This window comes from Streptomyces sp. 4N509B (genome assembly GCF_052245655.1).
In the GTDB taxonomy this organism is placed as follows: Bacteria; Actinomycetota; Actinomycetes; order Streptomycetales; family Streptomycetaceae; genus Streptomyces.
Map to the genome: position 1 here is coordinate 13,642 of NZ_JBQQBZ010000048.1, position 17,863 is coordinate 31,504.

The 17,863-nt window shown below is 74.0% G+C and carries 11 protein-coding genes; 7 read left to right on the top strand and 4 right to left on the bottom strand.

The annotated features are described in order from the left end of the window. Positions 1-96: 96 nt before the first annotated feature. Complete coding sequence (locus ACTWP5_RS28955; RefSeq protein WP_443224138.1) at positions 97-891, bottom strand: APH(3'') family aminoglycoside O-phosphotransferase; 795 nt, start codon at positions 889-891, stop codon at positions 97-99. Between the two features lie 215 nt (positions 892-1,106). Between ACTWP5_RS28955 and ACTWP5_RS28960 the strand changes: the two genes are divergently transcribed. Beyond that, positions 1,107-2,342 (top strand): NAD(P)/FAD-dependent oxidoreductase, encoded by a 1,236-nt coding sequence (locus tag ACTWP5_RS28960; RefSeq protein ID WP_443224139.1) that lies wholly within the window; start codon positions 1,107-1,109, stop codon positions 2,340-2,342. A gap of 31 nt (positions 2,343-2,373) precedes the next feature. Here ACTWP5_RS28960 and ACTWP5_RS28965 read toward each other — a convergent pair whose 3' ends face one another. Further along, a complete protein-coding gene (locus ACTWP5_RS28965) occupies positions 2,374-3,414 on the bottom strand; it encodes an NAD(P)-dependent alcohol dehydrogenase (RefSeq protein ID WP_443224115.1) in 1,041 nt (346 codons plus the stop codon). Between the two features lie 404 nt (positions 3,415-3,818). Here ACTWP5_RS28965 and ACTWP5_RS28970 point away from each other — a divergent pair, with 404 nt between their 5' ends. The 3 genes from ACTWP5_RS28970 to ACTWP5_RS28980 all read left to right on the top strand — a co-directional run bounded on the left by ACTWP5_RS28970 (position 3,819) and on the right by ACTWP5_RS28980 (position 13,130). Continuing rightward, positions 3,819-6,791: a hypothetical protein gene (locus ACTWP5_RS28970; RefSeq protein WP_443224116.1), complete on the top strand. Its 2,973-nt coding sequence runs from the start codon at positions 3,819-3,821 to the stop codon at positions 6,789-6,791. Between the two features lie 39 nt (positions 6,792-6,830). Continuing rightward, positions 6,831-11,123 (top strand): hypothetical protein, encoded by a 4,293-nt coding sequence (locus ACTWP5_RS28975; protein ID WP_443224117.1) that lies wholly within the window; start codon positions 6,831-6,833, stop codon positions 11,121-11,123. A gap of 84 nt (positions 11,124-11,207) precedes the next feature. Beyond that, a complete protein-coding gene (locus ACTWP5_RS28980; RefSeq protein WP_443224118.1) occupies positions 11,208-13,130 on the top strand; it encodes a glycoside hydrolase domain-containing protein in 1,923 nt (640 codons plus the stop codon). 76 nt (positions 13,131-13,206) lie between these two features. Here ACTWP5_RS28980 and ACTWP5_RS28985 read toward each other — a convergent pair whose 3' ends face one another. Continuing rightward, positions 13,207-14,325, bottom strand: a complete 1,119-nt coding sequence (locus ACTWP5_RS28985; RefSeq protein ID WP_443224119.1) for a peptidoglycan-binding domain-containing protein — start codon at positions 14,323-14,325, stop codon at positions 13,207-13,209. A gap of 298 nt (positions 14,326-14,623) precedes the next feature. Between ACTWP5_RS28985 and ACTWP5_RS28990 the strand changes: the two genes are divergently transcribed. Continuing rightward, entirely contained in the window at positions 14,624-15,004 is a 381-nt protein-coding gene (locus tag ACTWP5_RS28990) for a M23 family metallopeptidase (protein ID WP_443224120.1), read from the top strand. A 126-nt stretch (positions 15,005-15,130) separates the two neighbouring features. Here the strand turns inward: ACTWP5_RS28990 and ACTWP5_RS28995 are convergent, their stop codons facing one another. Next, positions 15,131-16,213 carry a LacI family DNA-binding transcriptional regulator gene (locus tag ACTWP5_RS28995; RefSeq protein WP_443224121.1) on the bottom strand — a complete coding sequence of 361 codons (1,083 nt, stop codon included), beginning with the start codon at positions 16,211-16,213 and terminating at the stop codon, positions 15,131-15,133. A gap of 201 nt (positions 16,214-16,414) precedes the next feature. Between ACTWP5_RS28995 and ACTWP5_RS29000 the strand changes: the two genes are divergently transcribed. Continuing rightward, a complete protein-coding gene (locus ACTWP5_RS29000) occupies positions 16,415-17,032 on the top strand; it encodes a TOPRIM nucleotidyl transferase/hydrolase domain-containing protein (RefSeq protein ID WP_443224122.1) in 618 nt (205 codons plus the stop codon). 227 nt (positions 17,033-17,259) lie between these two features. Next, on the top strand, positions 17,260-17,685 hold the full coding sequence (locus tag ACTWP5_RS29005) for an RDD family protein (RefSeq protein WP_443224123.1): 426 nt from the start codon (positions 17,260-17,262) through the stop codon (positions 17,683-17,685). Positions 17,686-17,863 lie beyond the last annotated feature (178 nt).

Consider the following 17,863-nt stretch of genomic DNA (forward strand, 5'->3'; position numbering starts at 1 on the left):
GGCGCCGCCCGGCCGGTCGCGGTGACCGGCCGTGGCGGTGACGGGCGCGTGCGACGACTCCGCCGTGGCGCGGGAACGCCGCGCGCGGGAGGCCGCTCAGCCCCAGGTGAGGGGGTCGAGGAGGAGGTAGAAACGCAGCCGGTCGGCGTCGGGGACCCGGCCGTACCGCTCGGCGAACGCCGCGTCCGCGGCGCGCGCCCGCGCCTCGTCCCGCCACGTCTCGCGCGCGTTGGTGAGCAGCAGCGCCAGGTCGGCGTGGCGGTCGGCCAGCCCCAGACGGCCCAGGTCGACGAAGCCGGCGACCTCCCGGGTGCGCGGGTCGAGGACGATGTTGGGCAGGCACAGGTCGCCGTGGCCGACGACCGTGTCGGCGGCCTCCTCCTCGCGTCGCCTCGGGAGGTGCGGGAGGAGGTCGGCCAGCAGCCGCTCGGCGGGCGTGTGCTGGTGCTCGACCGGGAGGAACTCCGGGTTGACCGCGTCGCGGGCGACGACGTCGCGGGCGAGGGCGACCATGGCGTCCACGCCGTTGCGGAACGGGCAGTGCTCCACCGGCAGTTCGTGCAGCCGGCGGACGGCGTCCGCGACCGATCCCCACGCGGCCCACAGCTCGTCGGCCGGCACCCGGTCGGCGGACACGCCGGCGACGGCGCGGGTCACCAGGCAGGCCCCCGCCTCCCCGGGGCGCCAGTCGAGCACCCGGGGGCCCGGGACGCCCCGGCCCTCCAGCCAGGCGACCCGGTCGCGCTCGGCTTCGAGGCCGGCCGCGTCCGCGGGAGGCACGCACTTGGCGTAGCGGGCGCCGTCCGCGCTGCGGAAGACGGCGGCGCCCGACTCGCCCGTGGTGACGGGCAGCCAGCCCTCGCCGCCCACGCCGAACAGCGCCGGTGACAGATCCTGCGCGGCGGCACGGGGCCTGTCACCGGCCCGGACTCGAAGGGGATCGCTCACAGCGACCACTGTAGTCAGCGCGGGAGCGGCCGTCCGAGGCGTCGCGGGGCCGGGCGTGACGCGGACCACGGCGACGTTCCCCGCCGGGTGTCACGTTTCCGTCGGCTCACCTGTCCCCTGGGCGTTCCCCTCTCGTGACGAACACCGGAGTGAGTGAGATGAAGGACCGCCACCGCATCGTCGTCCTCGGCGCCGGCTACACCGGCATGATGGCCACGGTCCGCCTGGCCCGCCGCACCCGTCGGCTGGGCACCCGGATCACGCTGGTCAACCCGTCGGCCCGGTTCACCGAGCGGCTGCGGATGCACCAGATCGCGGCGGGCCAGGAACTGGCCGACCACCGCATTCCCGAGCTGCTGGCCGGCACCGGCGTGACGTTCGTCGAGGGTCGGGCCACCGCGATCGACCTCCGGGCGCGCGGTGTCACCGTCGACGTCGGGCGGCCCGAACCGGCCGTGCTCCCCTACGACACCCTGGTCTACGCCCTCGGCAGCGGCACCGACACCCGCCGTGTCCCCGGCGCCGCCGAACACGCCGCGACGCTCGACGACCCGCGCGCCGCGCACGGCCTCGCCACCCGGTTCGCCGAACTGGCCGTGACCGGCGGCGACGTGACGGTCTGCGGCGGCGGCCTGACCGGCGTCGAGGCCGCGGCCGAGATCGCCGAGAGCCACCCGGGGCTGCGGGTCACCCTCGTCAGCAGGAACGAGCCCGGCGCCATGATGGGCGAGCGGGCCCGCGCCCACCTGCACCGTTCGCTGAACCGGCTCGGCGTGACCGTCCGCGCCGGCGTGACCGTCACCGAGGTGCTGCCCGACGCGGTCGCCCTCGCCGGCGGCGAACGGCTCCCCTCCGGGCTCACGCTGTGGACCACCGGCGTGCGGGCGCCGGGACTCGCCGCCGAGTCCGGCCTCGCGACCGACGACCGCGGCCTGGTCGTCGTGGACGCCGGGCTCAGGTCGGTGTCCCACCCGGAGGTGTACGCGATCGGCGACGCCGCCGCCGTACGCCAGGGGTGGGGGCAGATCCACGGCACCTGCCAGAGCGGACTGCCCACCGCGCAGCACGCCGCCGACGCCATCGTGCGCGGGCTGCGCGGCAGGAGGGTGAAGCCGTTCCGGTTCGGCTACGTCCACCAGCCCGTCAGCCTCGGGCGGCGGGACGCGGTCATCCAGTTCACGCACGCCGACGACAGCCCGCGCCGCTGGTACCTGCGGGGGACGTGGGCCGTCCGCTACAAGGAGATGGTCAGCGGCAGCCCGCTGACGCTCTACCGGCTCAGCAGGCGGGTGAACGTGAGCGCCAGGCTCTCCCGCGGCGGACGCGCCACCCGCAGGCCGGCGGAGCCGGCGGCGGTCAGCGACGCGCCCCTGGCGACCGGCGCGGACCGCTGACCCCCCGTGCCCGGCCGGCCCTGCCGGGCGGTCAGCCGTTGGGGAGGATGACGGCGCGGCCGTTGATCCTGCCGGCGTGCAGCCGTTCGTAGGCCAGGGGCGCGTCGTCGAGGCCGAACGTCTCGGTGTGCACGGAGATCGCGCCGGACCTGGCGAGTTCGAGCACCTCGATCAGCTCCGAGCGCGTCCCCCAGTACGGCGCGGTGACGTTGACCTCGAACGGGAGCAGGCCGAACCCGACGGGCAGCCCGGCGCCGCCGACGCCGACGATCGTCACGTCGGACTCGACCGACGCCACACCGGCCGCGATCCGCACGGTCGGCTCGACGCCGACGAAGTCGAAGACGCCCTGGGCGCCGCGGCCACCGGTGAGCTCCATGACCCGTGCCGCGGCGTTCGCGTCGGACAGCACCACCTCGTGCGCCCCGACCGTGCGGGCCAGTTCCAGCTTGTCCTCGCTGACGTCCAGCGCCACCACCCGGGCCGAGGTCAGCGCGCGCAGCAGCTGGATCGCCACGTGCCCGAGTCCTCCGGTGCCGATCACCACGGCCGTGGTGCCGGGCGCCAGCGTGCCCAGCGAGCGCTTCACGGCGTGGTACGGCGTCAGGCCGGCGTCCGTCAGCGGCACCGTGGCCACCGGGTCCATGCCGTCGATCGGGACCAGGTGACGCGGGTCGTCCACCACCATGTACTCGGCCATGGCGCCGGGGGCGCCGAGGCCGGGCGGGAAGATGCCGAGCTCGGCGGCCCGCAGGCAGTAGTTCTCCCTGCCCTCCGCGCACTTCACGCACGATCCGCAGCCCCAGGGGCCGTACACGGCCACCGGGGCGCCGATCGGCAGCGAGGTGACGCCGGGGCCCACCGCCGCCACCGTGCCGACGCCCTCGTGGCCGAGCGTCAACGGCAGCCCGTACGGATAGTCCTCCGCGGACCAGCCCATCACGGCGATGTCCGAGTGGCACACGCCGGCCGCGCTGACCCTGAGCACCACCTGGCCGGGGCCGGGCTCGGGGTCGGGAACCGTGACCACCTCGGGGGCGGCGCCGATCGTGCGGTACTGCAGTGCCTTCATGGTCCTCTCCGTCCCGGGCTCGCGAACACCGACGGGTCCGTCGCCGGTGAACCGTGTCGTCCGTGTACCGAAACTCCGCGCCTTTATGCTCGAAAGGCGGAAATGAAACGTGGAAAGTGGTCCGCGAGGACGCGACACGCCGCGGGGGGACTCCTCGGCGTCGACCGAATCCGTGACGACGCGGCGGCCGACAATCCGGCGATGTTTCCCGTTCGGACAGCGCGAGAGCGCGTCGGGTTCGGGAACAGCCGAACGTCGCGCATGTTCTTCTCCCGACGAAAAGTGACGCGAAGGACACATTCCGCACCACGAGGACCGGGATTTTCTCCCGGGATGCGTCCGCCGCCGCGCGGAGTAAAAATTTCGAGGAGAGGTCGCCCGGAAGCCGACCCTCGGGAGATTCCGTGTCTGAGATCGAACTCCGTCTGCACCGCCGGGAGGACATGTTCCTCGCCTCCGTCAGGTGCGTGAACCTCGTCCTGCGGAACGGGCGTCTGTTCCCGGAGCAATCCGGCGAGCCCGTGCTGCTCGTCTTCCGCCTCCCACCGCAGCACGTGACCGAGCGGTTCTTCGAGAGCGGGGAGGAACCCGACGCCGTCGCCGAGGCGTGGGCCTCGGGCCCGACCGAGCTGGCGTTCACCGTCTCGCTCGACCGCGAGGGCCTGGGCCTCGCCCTCGACGAACTCCTCGACTGGGCGGCCCCGCGGTTCCGGGGCACGCGGGAGACCAGCATCGAGTTCCCGACCCGGCTGCTTCTGGGCCCGGAGGGCGAGGTCACCTGGAAGCTGCGGAAGGAGCCGTTCACCTCCGAGACGGGCCGCACCGAGCTCTGGCACGCCAACCTGTGCGGCCCCGCCCCCGCCCCCGCGCCCGACGCCGGCACGGACCTCACCGCCGGCACCGGAGAGGTCCACCTGCGGGCCCGCGCGGTGGCCACCGGCCGGGTCGACCGCGGCGGCGTCAGGACACCGCTGAGCCCGGAGGAGCTCCAGGAGATCGTCACCCTCACCACCGTGGGCCGTACCCTCCCGCCCCCGGAGCAGGTCGAGGCCGTCAGGGAGGAGCTCGGCCTGCCCGCGGAGACGCCGTTCCACGACTACGACCCCCAGCCGCTGCACGCCGACCGCTTCATGCTCACCCCGCTCGGCGCCACGGTCCGGATGCGCGGCTCGTGGGAGGAGTACCCCGAGGCGCACGTCGCGCAGCCCCTCGGCTGGCCCGCGTCGAGCCTCCTCGGGTACGCGCACAACGCGGGACTCGGGCGTGACTACTTCGTCCGCACGGTCAACCGCGGATACCTGTGCACCGGCCACCTCGCCGCCCTCGTCACGACCTACCGGCGGGAGTTCGTGACCCCACCCGGCGGCACCGGCACGGTCGCCCGGCTGCGCCAGACGGAGTTCGTCACGGTCCGCCAGCCGGAGATGCGCTACGACGCCCAGACCGCCGGCTACCCCAACGACGGCCGGCAGATGCCGTTCGTCTCCCTGCGGATCACGGACCTGAAGACGCCCGAGGTCAGCCAGGACACCTCCCGGCCCTTCCTCCCCAGGAACGAGAGCGGCCAGCCCCACCGCTTCACCCTCGTCGGCGTCGACCGCGAGGGCCACCAGGTGACGTTCACCCTGCCGCTGATGTTCTTCGGGATCAACGAGGTCGGCCTGGCGCCGGGCGAGTACAACGCCCAGGCCCGGCAGGACCGGACCGCGGACCTGGCGGGCCAGACCCTGACCCTGGGCGTGCCCCCGGAGGGCAACCCCGGCTCCACCACGCTGCCCGTCACCTCGCTGTTCTTCGCCATGGACCCGGCAGGACGCCATCCGCTGCACTCGCTGGCGGTCGTCAGGGACGCGCGGGTCCGGGTGCCCGCCCTGGAGGCGATGGGGGCCGGCATGGGGGAGCAGGACGTCCGGTTCAGCGACGGCTATCTGGCGACGGGTCCCCAGTTCCACCCCTCGGGCACGTTCCTCACCCTGGGGCAGGCGGAACCGGCTCCCGGCGCGGCACCCGTGCCTCCGCGCGTCGATCTCACCTTCGGCGCGGAGAACGCGGGCGGCATCGCGGCCCCCAACGTCGGCGTCTCCGAGATCACCAGCCTCGCCGGGCCGTTGCCCTCCCAGCTCGCGAGCCCCGGCGAGGCCCCCGCCGCGGCGCTGAAGGACGCCTTCGCCACCGCACGCCTCATCGGCTCGGTGACCCTCGGGGACCTGCTGGGAGCCATCCCGGAGCCGTCCCCCGACGCGTTCCGGGAGCTCGCCGAGGAACGGGTCGCCGCCCTGCTCGAGGAGGTGAAGGGCGAGGTGGTCCGCAACCGGACGCCGCTGCCCGTGCCGATCCTGCGGACCTTCCAGGACCCGTCCTCCCTCAACCGGGTGATCCGCTACGTCTGGACGCCCGAGCTGGTCACTCCCGAGAACCCCCTCATCAACGTCGAGAACGCCGCGCTCGCGCTGGAGGCGACGACCACCGTCTCCCCGTCCGGGGAGCGCGACTCCAGGGTCAGCGGGCTGCTGCGCGACTTCTCCCTCGACATCGCCGGCCTCGTCACCGTCGGCGTCGAGCGGCTGTCGTTCACCAGCCGGCCGGGCGCCAAGCCGGACGTCTCGGCGAGCGGCCTCGACGTGCGGTTCCGCGGCCCCCTCTCCTTCGTCAACGAGCTGCGCTCGCTGCTGCCCACGGACGGTTTCGGCCCCGGCTCCTTCGTGGACGTCACCCCCGGCGGCATCAGGGCCGGCTACTCCCTGGCGCTGCCGGGCCTGCCGCTCGGCGTGTTCAGTCTCACCAACGTGGTGCTGGGCGCCGAGCTGACCGTGCCCTTCACCCCCGACCCCTGCGGCTTCCGCTTCTCCTTCTCCGAGCGCCACAAGCCGTTCAACCTGAGCATCGCGCCCTTCGCCGGCGGCGGCTTCTTCTCCCTCAGCGTGCGCGGCCCCACGGTGCGGCAGGGACCCGACGGCGCGCTGGAGCACGTTCCCCCGTCAATCGAACTCATCGAGGGAGCCCTGGAGTTCGGCGGCAGCGCCTCGCTGAACCTCGGCATCGCCGAGGGCGGCGTCTCCCTGATGGCCGGCATCTACTTCTCCATGAAGGGCGACGGCAGCGTCTCCCTCGCCGGCTACCTGCGCTGCGGGGGCCACCTGTCCGTCCTCGGCATCGTCAGCGTCTCCGTGGAGTTCCAGCTGGCCCTCACCTACCAGTCGGAGACGAACACGGTCTGGGGGCGGGGGGAGCTGCGGGTCAGCGTCAGGGTCCTGTTCTTCAGCAAGTCCGTCTCGCTGACGCTGGAGCGCAGCTTCGGCGGCTCGCCCGACCCCGCGTTCGCCCAGGTCGTCGACCGCGACGCGTGGGACCAGTACTGCCTGGCCTTCGCCGCCTGAGGGAACCGAAGGATCCGGAAGACCCGGAGGAGCTCACCCATGACCACCACGCAGGACGTCCAGTGGACCTCGCTTCCCGCCGGCCTGGGCCGAGCGGACGGGAGCCCTCGGGTGTCGGTCCTCGTCGCTCCCCGGCTGCGGTCCGACGAGGCGGACACCCTCGACCCGTTCGCCGACTTCCACGACTGGCCCCGCACGCTGACCGACATCACCTTCCGGTTCGACGTCCTCGACACCGAGGGCGCCGAGGCCGCCCCGTCCGTCGAGGCCGCCCCGTCCGGCGACGTCCGGCCGGACGGGGCGACGTGGCGTCGCCTCTTCGGCCGGGCCACCCCCGTGGACTCCTTCGAACCCGACGACCCGACGGCCCAGCGCTACGCCACCTATCCGGCGGCCGCCGCCGCCAGGGAGAACCAGAGCGGCCTGGCGGGGCTCGCGGCCGACTCCCCGAGCGAGATGCCCACCGCGAGCATGATGGCCGGCCCGCGGGCGTCGATGACGGCGGCCGGCATGGGCGAGCTGCGGGGCCTCATGGCCTCCGCGCTGGCCCCGGAGGGAGAACCCACCGGCCCGATGGCGTTCGGCGGCATGACCACGCGCGACCAGCAGCTCGCCTTCCACGAGGCGCCGCCCGAGCGCCCCGGGATCGCCGCGCCGAGCGGGCCGGAGCCCCTCACCCAGCGGGAGCGGATCGACTTCCACCGCATGCTCTCCGTGCTCGGCGACCACCCCTTCCTGATGCGCCGCCTCGGCCTGGTGCTGGACTTCCAGCTGCCCGCCGACTCCCTCCCGGAGGGCGCGGGAGTACACGTCCTGCGGCTGCGGCCCGTCTGGACCCCGCACCTCGACGCGACCCGGAACCTGCGACCGGGCACGGTCCTCGTCCACAGTCGCGACGCCGGCCTCTTCGGCGCGGCGGCCGGCGGGGCCGACCCCCTGGCGCCGCCGGCGCGTGGGCTGGCGGCGCTGCCCGAGGGCCCCGAGGACGCCGAGGGCATGTTCTCCCTGGAGCAGACCGACATCGACGGCGCCGCCCTGAAGACGGCCGCCGCGGAGATCGCCGCCGCCGCGGCGGCGGCACGGGAGGGGGCCGTCGACCAGGCGCCCCCCGGCGAGCCGCCCCCGGCTGAACCGCCGGCCGAACCCCCGGCCGAGCCGCCTCCGGTCGAGCCCCCGGCAGAACCGCCCCCCACCGAGCCCTTCATCGGGGAGGCCACGCCCGGAGAGCCCGTTCCCGGAGAGCCCGCCCCGCAGCAGCCCGGCGCCGGCGCCGGAGCCGGGGACCAGCCGCCTCCCGCCCTGCGCACCAAGGGCATCTCGCTGGTCCGCAACGGCCGCGCCACGGCCCTGCACGCCGACCTCACGCGCGCCGCCGACAACGCCAGCACGCTCGACCAGGCCGGCCCGGACGGCGAGGGCCCGCTGGTGAAGCTCACCGCCGAGGACCTGGTCCGCGGGCACCGCCTGGACGTCTTCGACGACGGCCTCGGCCGATGGTTCTCGCTGCACGAGCGGGACGTCACCTACGCCGGCCCGGACGGCAGCGCCGACGACCCGATCGCCACGGTCACCGACGAGGGCCTCTTCCAGGACACCCTCCTCTCCCGGCCGGGCATGTCGGACGTCGTCCACCTCCACGAGCAGTTCGTCACCTGGGACGGCTTCTCGCTGTCCGCTCCCCGTCCGGGGAAGTACCTGACCGCCGCCGGCACCCCCGACGACACGCCGGAGGAGGACCTGGGGACTCCCCCCACCGGCCCGCCCCCGGAGGTCGAGCTGCCGCTGAGCATCGAGACCGCCGTCCACCCCGGCTCCCTGCCCCGGCTGCGCTACGGCCGCGCCTACCGCCTGCGGATGCGCACCGTCGACCTCGCGGGCAACGGCCTGACGCGGGAGGAGGCCGACGCGCTGCTCGCCTCCCTCGGCGACGACCCGGCCGCCGCCCAGCTGGTCAACCCGCCCGGCGAGCCGCTGGTCTTCCGGCGCTACGACCCGGTGCCCCACCCGGAGGCGGTCCCGCGCCTGCGCTTCAACGAGTCCGAGGCCGCCTACCGCATGGTGGTCCGCAGCACCGCCGAGCTGTCCGCCGAACGGTACGCGGCCGAGTTCAACCAGCTCCCCCAGGTGGACCGCGGCGACCACCCGCCCTACCGGGCGTCGGACGAGCGGCACCTCGTCGCCCCCAAGGCGTCCCTGGAGTGCGTCGAACGCCACGGCATGCTCGACGAGGACATGAGCTCCCGCGACGAGAACCGGCGGCAGGCGGCCTACGAGCTGGCCGTCCGGGAGAGCGGCACCCTGGACGACCCCTCGCTGCCGGGCGTCGAACGCGTGCCGTACCCGGTCGCCCTGCCCGAGGGCGGGGAGCGGCCCGCCGAGGGGCACTACGTGCTGCACACCGGAGAACAGGCCAGCGTCGGCTACCTCGCCGACCCCTCCTCCGTCGGGGTCGTCCTCGTCGGCCTGCCGGACGACCCGGACGAGCCGTTCACCACCCGCTGGGACGGCGAGGTCTGGCACCAGCCGAAGTCGTTGCGGCTGCGGATCGTCGAGGGGGAGGGACGACGCCACTTCGACGAGCGCGCCCGCGTGCTGACCGTGCCGCTGCCGAAGGGCACCGTCCACACCGTGCGGATGTCCTCCCTGGTGGACGCGGGCGAGCCCGGTGAGGAGGCGCTGTTCGGCGCGTTGCACCTGTGCCGCCACCGGCTCGGGGAGGGCGACGCCCGGCTGGAGCAGGTCCGCGAGGCGATGGCGCGGAGCCGGCACTGGATGCTGACGCCCTGGCAGGAGATCACCCTGGTCCACGCCCTGCAACGGCCCCTGACACGCCCCGCCCTCACGATCCCGCCGGACGACCCGCACCGGCCGCCGGGCGCCACGGCCGAACACCTGTCCGGCACGGTGGAGCTGCACCCCGGAAGCACCCAACGGATCGACGTCGTCGCCGAGTGGACCGACGTCACCGACGAGGGCCCGGAACCGCCGGTGAGGAGGGAGCGGTCCGAGGCCGTCTTCAGCCTGCCGGTCACCGCCGTCCGGCCCAGGCCCGACCTCGCGGACGAGCAGCAGCCCTACCGGCTCGACGGCGACACCCTGATGTTCGACACCCACGCCGCCGAGGCCGACAGGCCGTCGATCCCCGCCCGGCACGAGTTCGGCGACACCCGGCACCGCACGGTGCGCTACCGGGCCGTGGGCGCCTCGTCCTTCGCGGAGTTCTTCCCGCCGGAGTTCGCCGAGGACCCCGAGGCGCTGTCCGTTCGGGGCGACCCGGCCGAGCACGCCGTCCTCAGCAGCGCCCGGCCCGACGCCCCCCTCCTGGAGTACTGCGTGCCCACCCTGGCCGTCGAACAGGTCGAGGGCGCCAGGGGCACGATCGTGCGGCGCCGCCCGGGTGGCGGGCTGCGCGTCTACCTGTCGCGACCGTGGTACTCCTCGGGCGAGGGCGAGCTGCTCGGCGTGCTGCTCGGCGAGCAGGCCGGGGGCCCGCAGCCCGCCGAACTGGCCTCCGTCACGCTGGTGGGCCGCGACCCCGTCCACGAGTCCGCCGCCGTCACCCCCCTCACGGCCGCCGCGTTCCCGGGAGCCGACAAGGTGGTCAGGGGGGTGATCCTGCCCACCGACACCGGCGCCACGACCGTCACCGTCGTCGGCTACAAGCCCCGCTTCGACCCGACGACCGAGCGCTGGTACTGCGATGTCGACATCGAGGGCGGCACGACGTACCAGCCCTTCGTGCGGCTGGCCCTGGCCCGGTACCAGCCGAAGTCGCTCGACCTCCACCACCTGTCGCCCGTCGTGCTGTCCGAGACCGTGCGGCTGCTGCCGGACCGCGTGCTGACCCTGACCCCGATGGGCGAGGACGACGTCCTGTCGGAGCACGAGGCCGGCGGCGGACACGGACGCGGCCGTCACGACCGCGGACGGTCGGTCCTCCCCGCCCACCCCGACCTGGTCAGCGTGGAGGTGCGCCTGGAGGGCCCCTCCTCCGTGCCCGGCCCGAACGGCGCCCCGCGGGCGGTGGCGTTCCTGGAACGTCCCCTCCCGGGCGTCCGCGACCGCGACGTGGGCTGGGAGGAGATCCCCGAGAGCCGGGTCGAGCTGCCGCGGGAGGACATCGCGGGGGGCACGGCGGTCTTCACCGGGCAGCTGCCCGTGGCCGCCGAGCACCTGGCGGGGCACGGAGACCTCCGTCTCGTGGTCTGGGAGACGGAGGGTCTGCGGACGGACACCGGCGCGGACCCGTTCGACCCGGCCGAACTCCGGCTGCTCTACTCCGACGTCGTCGAGTTCGACGGCGAGCACCACGACCACGACCACGACCGGTAGGGCGACCGTCACCGTGACGGCGGGCGCGACGGTGGCGGACGGCGCCACTGACGGCCGCGCCCGGCCCTCGCGAGGAGGCACGACGTGTACGCGGGATTCGACCGGATGACACCGCCGGGACTCGACGGCGGGCACGGCGACGCACAGATGCGCGCCATGCTCGCGCACACCAACCTGCGCTGGGCCGGCTTCTACCTGGGACACGACGCCAGACAGGAGTCGGACACCGACTGGACCCGGCCGCGCGGGCGCGTTCCCGCCGTCTCCGGCTGGCGGTACTACCGCTCCGAGGGCTGGGGTCTGGCCCCGCTGGTCTTCGCGCGGCAGTTCATCGGCCCGTCGGGCCACGCGCACGCCAACCCGGACTGGACGGCGGCCAACGGAGCGGACGACGGCCGCCGCCACGTGCGGCGGGCGCGGGCCTCCGAGATCGAGGCCGACGCCACGCTCTACCTGGACCTGGAACTCGGCGGCTTCATGAACCAGCGCGCCTTCCCGTCCTACCTGGGGGCCTGGCGGCAGGAGATCCTCGCCGGCGGCTACCGGCCGGGCGTCTACTGCTGGCCGGTGGAGATCGCGGACCTCGCCAGGAAGTTCCCCGACATCGCGATGTGGATCGTCGACCCGGGTGGCGTCCAGCCGCACGTCTACGACGAGGCCGGACGCCGCCTGGCGCTGCCGCCCCCGTCGCGGTGGTCCGATCCGACGGAGGGCCAGTGGGCCGACCTCGGCTCCGTCGCCTTCCAGTTCGCCTGGTACAACCCGGACCGCAGAACCCCGCAGGGCGGGGAGATCTCCAGCTCCCAGCTGCCCGTGGGGCCGACGCGGAACGGGCTCGTCCTCAGGATCGACTACGACGCGGCACGGGTGCCCGATCCGGCCCACCCCGAGGACCCCGGGGCGCTGGTGATGACCCCCTACCCACCGCGCGGGCCGGCGCTGTTCGCGGTGCGCCCCGGCGTCGTGGTGTGGACCCAGTACGAGGCCGACGTCAACCGCTGGGACCGCTGGGGCGGCGGCATGGGCGGGCCCGGCGCGATGGGCGTCGGCGACGTCGGCTACGGCCGGTGGTTCGACACGGCCTCCGCCGCCGCGGTGTCCCGGGCGCCGGACCACGTCGACCTGTTCGGCACGGGCGTCGACGGCAGCCTGTGGACCGCGTGGGCGAACCCGCAGGGGGAGTGGACCGAGCACCCCTGGACCCTCAACCCCACCATGCCCGCGCGCCCCCGTTCCCCAGTGGCGGCCGTCAGCCGGCGGCCGGGCCAGCTGGACGTGTTCTTCGTCAACACCCACCACGAGGTCGTCACCACCTGGTGGGCGCCGCAGGACACCGACTGGGCCGCCCACACCGGCCCGATCACCCACGGCTTCTCGACGGCCCCGGGCACCGACCTGACCGCCCTGGCCTCCCCGCACGACCCGGACGCGCTCGACGTCTTCGCGATCGACGAGAACGACGCGTGCCGGTGGACGCACTGGAAGCCCGCCACGGGCTGGACGACCGAGACCGTGCCGAACGCCGCCCTGCTCGACCCCCGCCTCGGCGTGCGCGCCGCGCACCACCAGGGTCGACTGCACCTGCTCGTCGCCGGCCGCGACGGCACGGTCAGCCACCTGGTGCGCGACCACGCCGACCACGGGACCCCCGAGGCCTGGAGCCTGGCCTTCTCCCTGCCGCAGACCGACGCGGCGGCCCGGCCCGTCGCGCTGCGCCTGCTGAGCGTGGGCGACCTGCTGGTGGCCGTCGCGGTCACCGCGCACGGCGAGCTGGTGTGGTCGGCGTGGAACGGCCTGACGTGGACCCTGCCGGGCGTCGACACCGGAGGGACGGTCCCGTACAGCACCTGCGGCCGGCTCGCGGCGGTGGCGCTCGACGACGCCACCCTCGACGTCGCCCTCGGCACCCTCGGCCGCAAGGTCGTGGTCCGCCGCCTGCGCCGCGATCCCGCCAACCCGCTGCGGCCGTTCGCCGCCGGCGAGCTGTGGGAGACGATGCTGAGCTGAGGCGCTGAGAGACAGACGATGGGGAGCCGCGCTGACGAGCCGCGCGGAAGGAGCCGCCACAGGGCCCGGCCGGCCGCTACAGGGCCCGGCTGAGCGCCGGCAGGGCGAGTCCGAGGCCGGCGGCGATGGAGCGGACCAGCTGGACGAAGGCGGCGACCTCCTCGGCCGTGGCGGCGGCCGCCAGCAGCTCGGGCGCCAGGGCCGCCAGGATGGCCAGGATTCCGGCGGCCAGGCGCACCCGGTTGAAGTAGCTGACGAAGTCGCCGCTGACGCAGAAGCGGTAGAAGATCAGCCCGGGCAGCAGGCGGCGGGGCTCGATCGAGACCTCGATCCGCTCGCCCTCCGGGGTCACGAACTCGCCCAGCGTGATCAGTCCGCTCGGGGTGTACAGCTTCCCCGGGCGGTAGGGGAAGCCGTTGCCCTCGTAGCCGGACCGGAGCCGGACCCCCTTGCCGATGCCCTCGGAGACGCCGCCGGGGGAGAGGGGCTTGATCTCGTACCACTCGGCCTGCCGCTCCGGGCGGTGGCTGAGGATGTCCGGCCGCACGCCGGCCCCCACGGCGTCCACGACCGACGGGCTGATCCCGGGGTTGTGCGCGCGCAGGAACGCCGTGTAGGGGGCGGGGCTGTTGATGATGTCGAAGAAGTCGTCGGCGCCGCAGGGGCCACTGCGCGTGCAGAAGTCCTTGGTGATGTGCGGCTCCACGAAGCGTCCGACGAAGCTGGCGAGCTGGGGCGCGTCGAGCACGGCCATCGACATGGAGAAGCAGATGCGGTCGCCGAGCTCGAAGAAGTCCAGGACCCTGCTCGTGATGTCGAGGTCCGGGTGGAGGACCTCCACGACACCCGCGGTGAAGGGCTCGCCGGTCAGCCGTTTGACGTCGGTGCGCGCGGCGGGTGGGTCCAGGCCCTCCAGGTAGGCGAGCTCCGCGTCCAGCCGGGTGATGGTCCCGGTGCCGACGACGGGGTCGGAGGGCTGGAGTCCGCGGTCTGTCTTGAACGCGCTGACGGCCGTCCCCGTCTCCGTGCCGAACGCCCGGTCCACGCCGAACTCGGGCAGCGGGAAGCCGGTGGCCACCAGGGCCTGCTGGACCAGCCCGACCGACTCGGAGTTCTCGGGCGCGTGGACGCGCCGGTTCCCCGCGGCGACCTCGGCGAGGTCCGCGCTGTCGCGGAGGAGGTCAGACGTGAGCATGGGGTCAGTGTGGAAGAGAGAGCGCCACGTCGCGAGCGGGGTCCCCGAAAGGCGGAACCCTCGAAAGGCGTCCGCGAACCGCTTCCGCGAATGGCGCCCTCGAATGGCGAGGTCTCCGAAAAGCGGTGTCCCCGAAACGGGAAGCCTCCGCACACTCTTCCCGCCGAACTGGATGAAGCGTGAATCACCTGTTTGCGAACTCGGACGCGCCTCGTCATCGTGGAAGGTATGGGCCAGCCGGACCACGGCCCAGTATCCGCAGGAAACAACTGAAAACCATTCCCGCGAGGAGTGAATCATGGCTAAGCGCGTCTCCTCCCCGGTGCCGGGACACAGCGCGACCACCGCATACCGCAAGAAGGGCCCGCACTGGAGCCTCGGCTACCACACGGGCGCCGACTACGCGGCCCCGAACGGCGCGAACTGCGTGGCCGTGCGCGGCGGCACCATCCGTTCCGGAACCGACCGCAGCTACGGCAACTACCTCGTCCTGAGGACCAGGCAGTTCGACTTCTGGTACTGCCACCTCTCCCAGCGAGCCGTGACCAGCGGTCACGTCGAGGCCGGACAGAAGATCGGCGAGGTGGGTTCGACCGGAAACGCCTTCGGCCCCCACCTGCACTTCGAGAAGCGTCCCGCGGGCGGCGGATTCGGCTCGGACGTGCCCCCCAGGTGGTGACCCCAGCCGACCCCCGGCCCGCGCCCGCCCCGGCACACGCCCGGTAGCACCGACCCGTCCCCGCCGGGCGGGGCCAGGCCATGCCCGCTGGCACTCGCCCGTCGGGGAGCTCCGCCCGAGGCGCGTTCAGTCCTTCGGCGGCGCGGTGCTCTCCCGGACGACGAGCGTCGTCGCGATCTCCAGCCCGAGCTGGGGCGCCCGCTCGCCCCGGCCGAGAGCCAGCGCCAGCTCCGTGGCCGCGACCGCCATCTCGGTCAGGGGCTGGTGGACGGTGGTCAGGGGCGGGTCCACCCAGGCGACGACCGGCAGGTCGTCGAAGCCCACGACGCTCAGGTCCTGCGGAACGCCCAGCCCGATCTCACGCGCGGCCTGGTAGACGCCCAACGCCTGGAGGTCGTTCGCGGCGAAGATCGCCGTCGGCCGGTCGGGACGCGACAGCAGGGTGCGCGCCGCGGCGTAACCGTCGGCCCGCGTGAGCGGGACGCGCACGACGAGGTCGGGCTCCAGCGGAAGGCCGGCCTCGTCCAACGCGGAGCGGTAGCCGGCCAGCCGCGCACGGCAGCACAGCACCTGCTCGGGCCCGCTGATCATGGCGATGCGCCGGTGCCCCAACGCGACCAGGTGTCGCGTCGCCGACTGGCCGCCCCGCCAGTTCGTCGCCCCCACGAACGGGACGTCGTCGGGGAGCTCGGCCGTCGGATCGAAGACGACGAACGGGATGCCCCTGGCCGTCAGCTGCTCCCGCTCGGCCTCGGACAGCTGCGCCACCGACAGCACGCACCGTGGCCGGCGCCCGACCGTGTCGTCCATGGACATGGCGGTCGAGTCGTGGAGGCCGAACTCGGAGACCATGACGCCGACCCGTTGCTCGCGGGCCACCTGCTCGACGCCGCGGATGATCTCCACCGCCCACATGCTCTCCAGCTCGCGGAAGACGAGCTCCACGACGTTGTTCCGGCTGCCCGAGGGCTTGCGGTACCCGTACTCGTTGACCAGGGCCTCGACGCGGGCCCGGGTGTCGTCGGACACGCCCGACCTGCCGTTGATCACCTTCGAGACGGTGGGTACCGAGACGCCCGCCGACTCGGCGATGTACGCGATGGTGACCGGCCGCCGCGTGTCACCCCCGGGAACCCTCCCCGTCGTCGCCGACGCCGTCGCCTCCGACTCCTCCGTCGCCTCCGACGCCCCCGGCCGTTCCTCCGCCATGATCGCCCTCCCTCGCCGTGGGCGGCCGGGCCGTGCCCACGATCACCGGCACGAGCCCAGCTCACACGCGTCGCCCTCCACTACGCCGTCATTCTTCCATCTCTCGCGGCACTCGGGCGGGAAAGTTTCGCGTTCTCGGGCGAAAGGAGAAGTCGCGGAAATGATCTGCCGAGGCGGGCGGAGAAGGGGCAGACTCGTCACATGACTGGCATGGGGGCGTTCCGGGAAGCGGTCACCACCTGGGCGGCCGGCGGCTCCGGCGACCTCGCCCGTGAGCTGGCCACGGGGCTGTCCGTCCGAGCGGTGGTCCTGCTCGAGGGGCCGAGCGACGTGGCGGCGGTCAGCGCGCTGGCCGCCCGCCGTGGCCGCGACCTGGAGGCCGAGGGCGTCTGTGTCCTGGCGATGGGCGGTGCGATGAGCGTCGGGCGCTTCGCCGGCCTCCTGGGTCCGCCCGGCCTGGACCTGCGTCTGGCGGGGCTGTGCGACGAGGCGGAGCGTCGCTTCTACACGCGCGGCTGGGAACGGGCCGGCGCCGCGCCGCAGGGGTTCTTCGTGTGCGCGGCCGACCTGGAGGACGAGCTGATCCGCGCGCTGGGCGAGACGCGGGTGGAGGAGCTCGTCCGGGCGGAGGGCGACCTGCGCGCCCTACAGACCTTCCTGCGCCAGCCCGCGCAGCGGGACCGCACCTCGCAGCAGCGGCTGCGGCGCTTCTTCGGCACGAAGAAGGGGCGCAAGATCCACTACGGCCGCGTCCTCGTCGAGGCCCTGGACCCCGACCGCGTGCCCGCTCCCCTCGACGGGCTGCTCACCAGTCTCTGACCGCTTCACGGCGCGGCGCGCTCCGGTCCCCGCCGGACCGGTCAGGTCCCGCCCCGTCAGCGGCGGGCGACGGGGCGCGCCCGCGGTACGGGCGGTGCCGGTGACGGCCCGCCAGCCGGCGGCTCCATCGGCCGGCGGCTGTCGCGGTCCCGTGACGCGACCGGCATCGAACCGTCGGCGTCCGCGCCGTAGATTCCCCGCGTCGAACCGTGATCGGGAGAGGGGCCGTGTCAGTGATACCGGAAGAGGCCGACGAGGGGTGGCTGCTGCTCGCGACGACCACCGACCTCCTGGTCACGCTCGGCGTCGGGATCGTCGGCGCGCGGGCTTTCGCGGTGGAGGACCTCGACATCCTGGGGTACGTGCTGCCGTTCCTCGGCTGCGCGCTGGCCGTCTCCTTCCTCAACCACGTCCTCGGCATGTGGCTGCTGCGCGCCAGCGTCGGCAAGCTGCTGTGGGGCCTGCGGGTGGTCCGGGTGGTCGACGGTGGGCGGCCCGGCTTCTGGCGGTCGGTCGGCCGATGGCTGAGCGGCTACGGGCTCCTCGTGGTGATGATGATGGCTGAGGAGGGCGGCGGCGTGGGGGAGGCGTGCGGACTGCGCACCGTGCGCCGGCGCCACCTGCGGCGCTACACCCGCTACGGCTTCTCCTGAACTCCGAGGAATCGAGACGGCGATCGCCGAGTGGGGCCACGAACCAGCCGTCCACGCCCTCGGATCCCACAGCCGCGTCCGCGGCGAGGCCGCCAGAACCGACCTCGACTGGCGACCCACCCACACCTCCGCCACCGACTGGGTCCTCCACCACGCCCCGTCACACCAACCGGGGGAC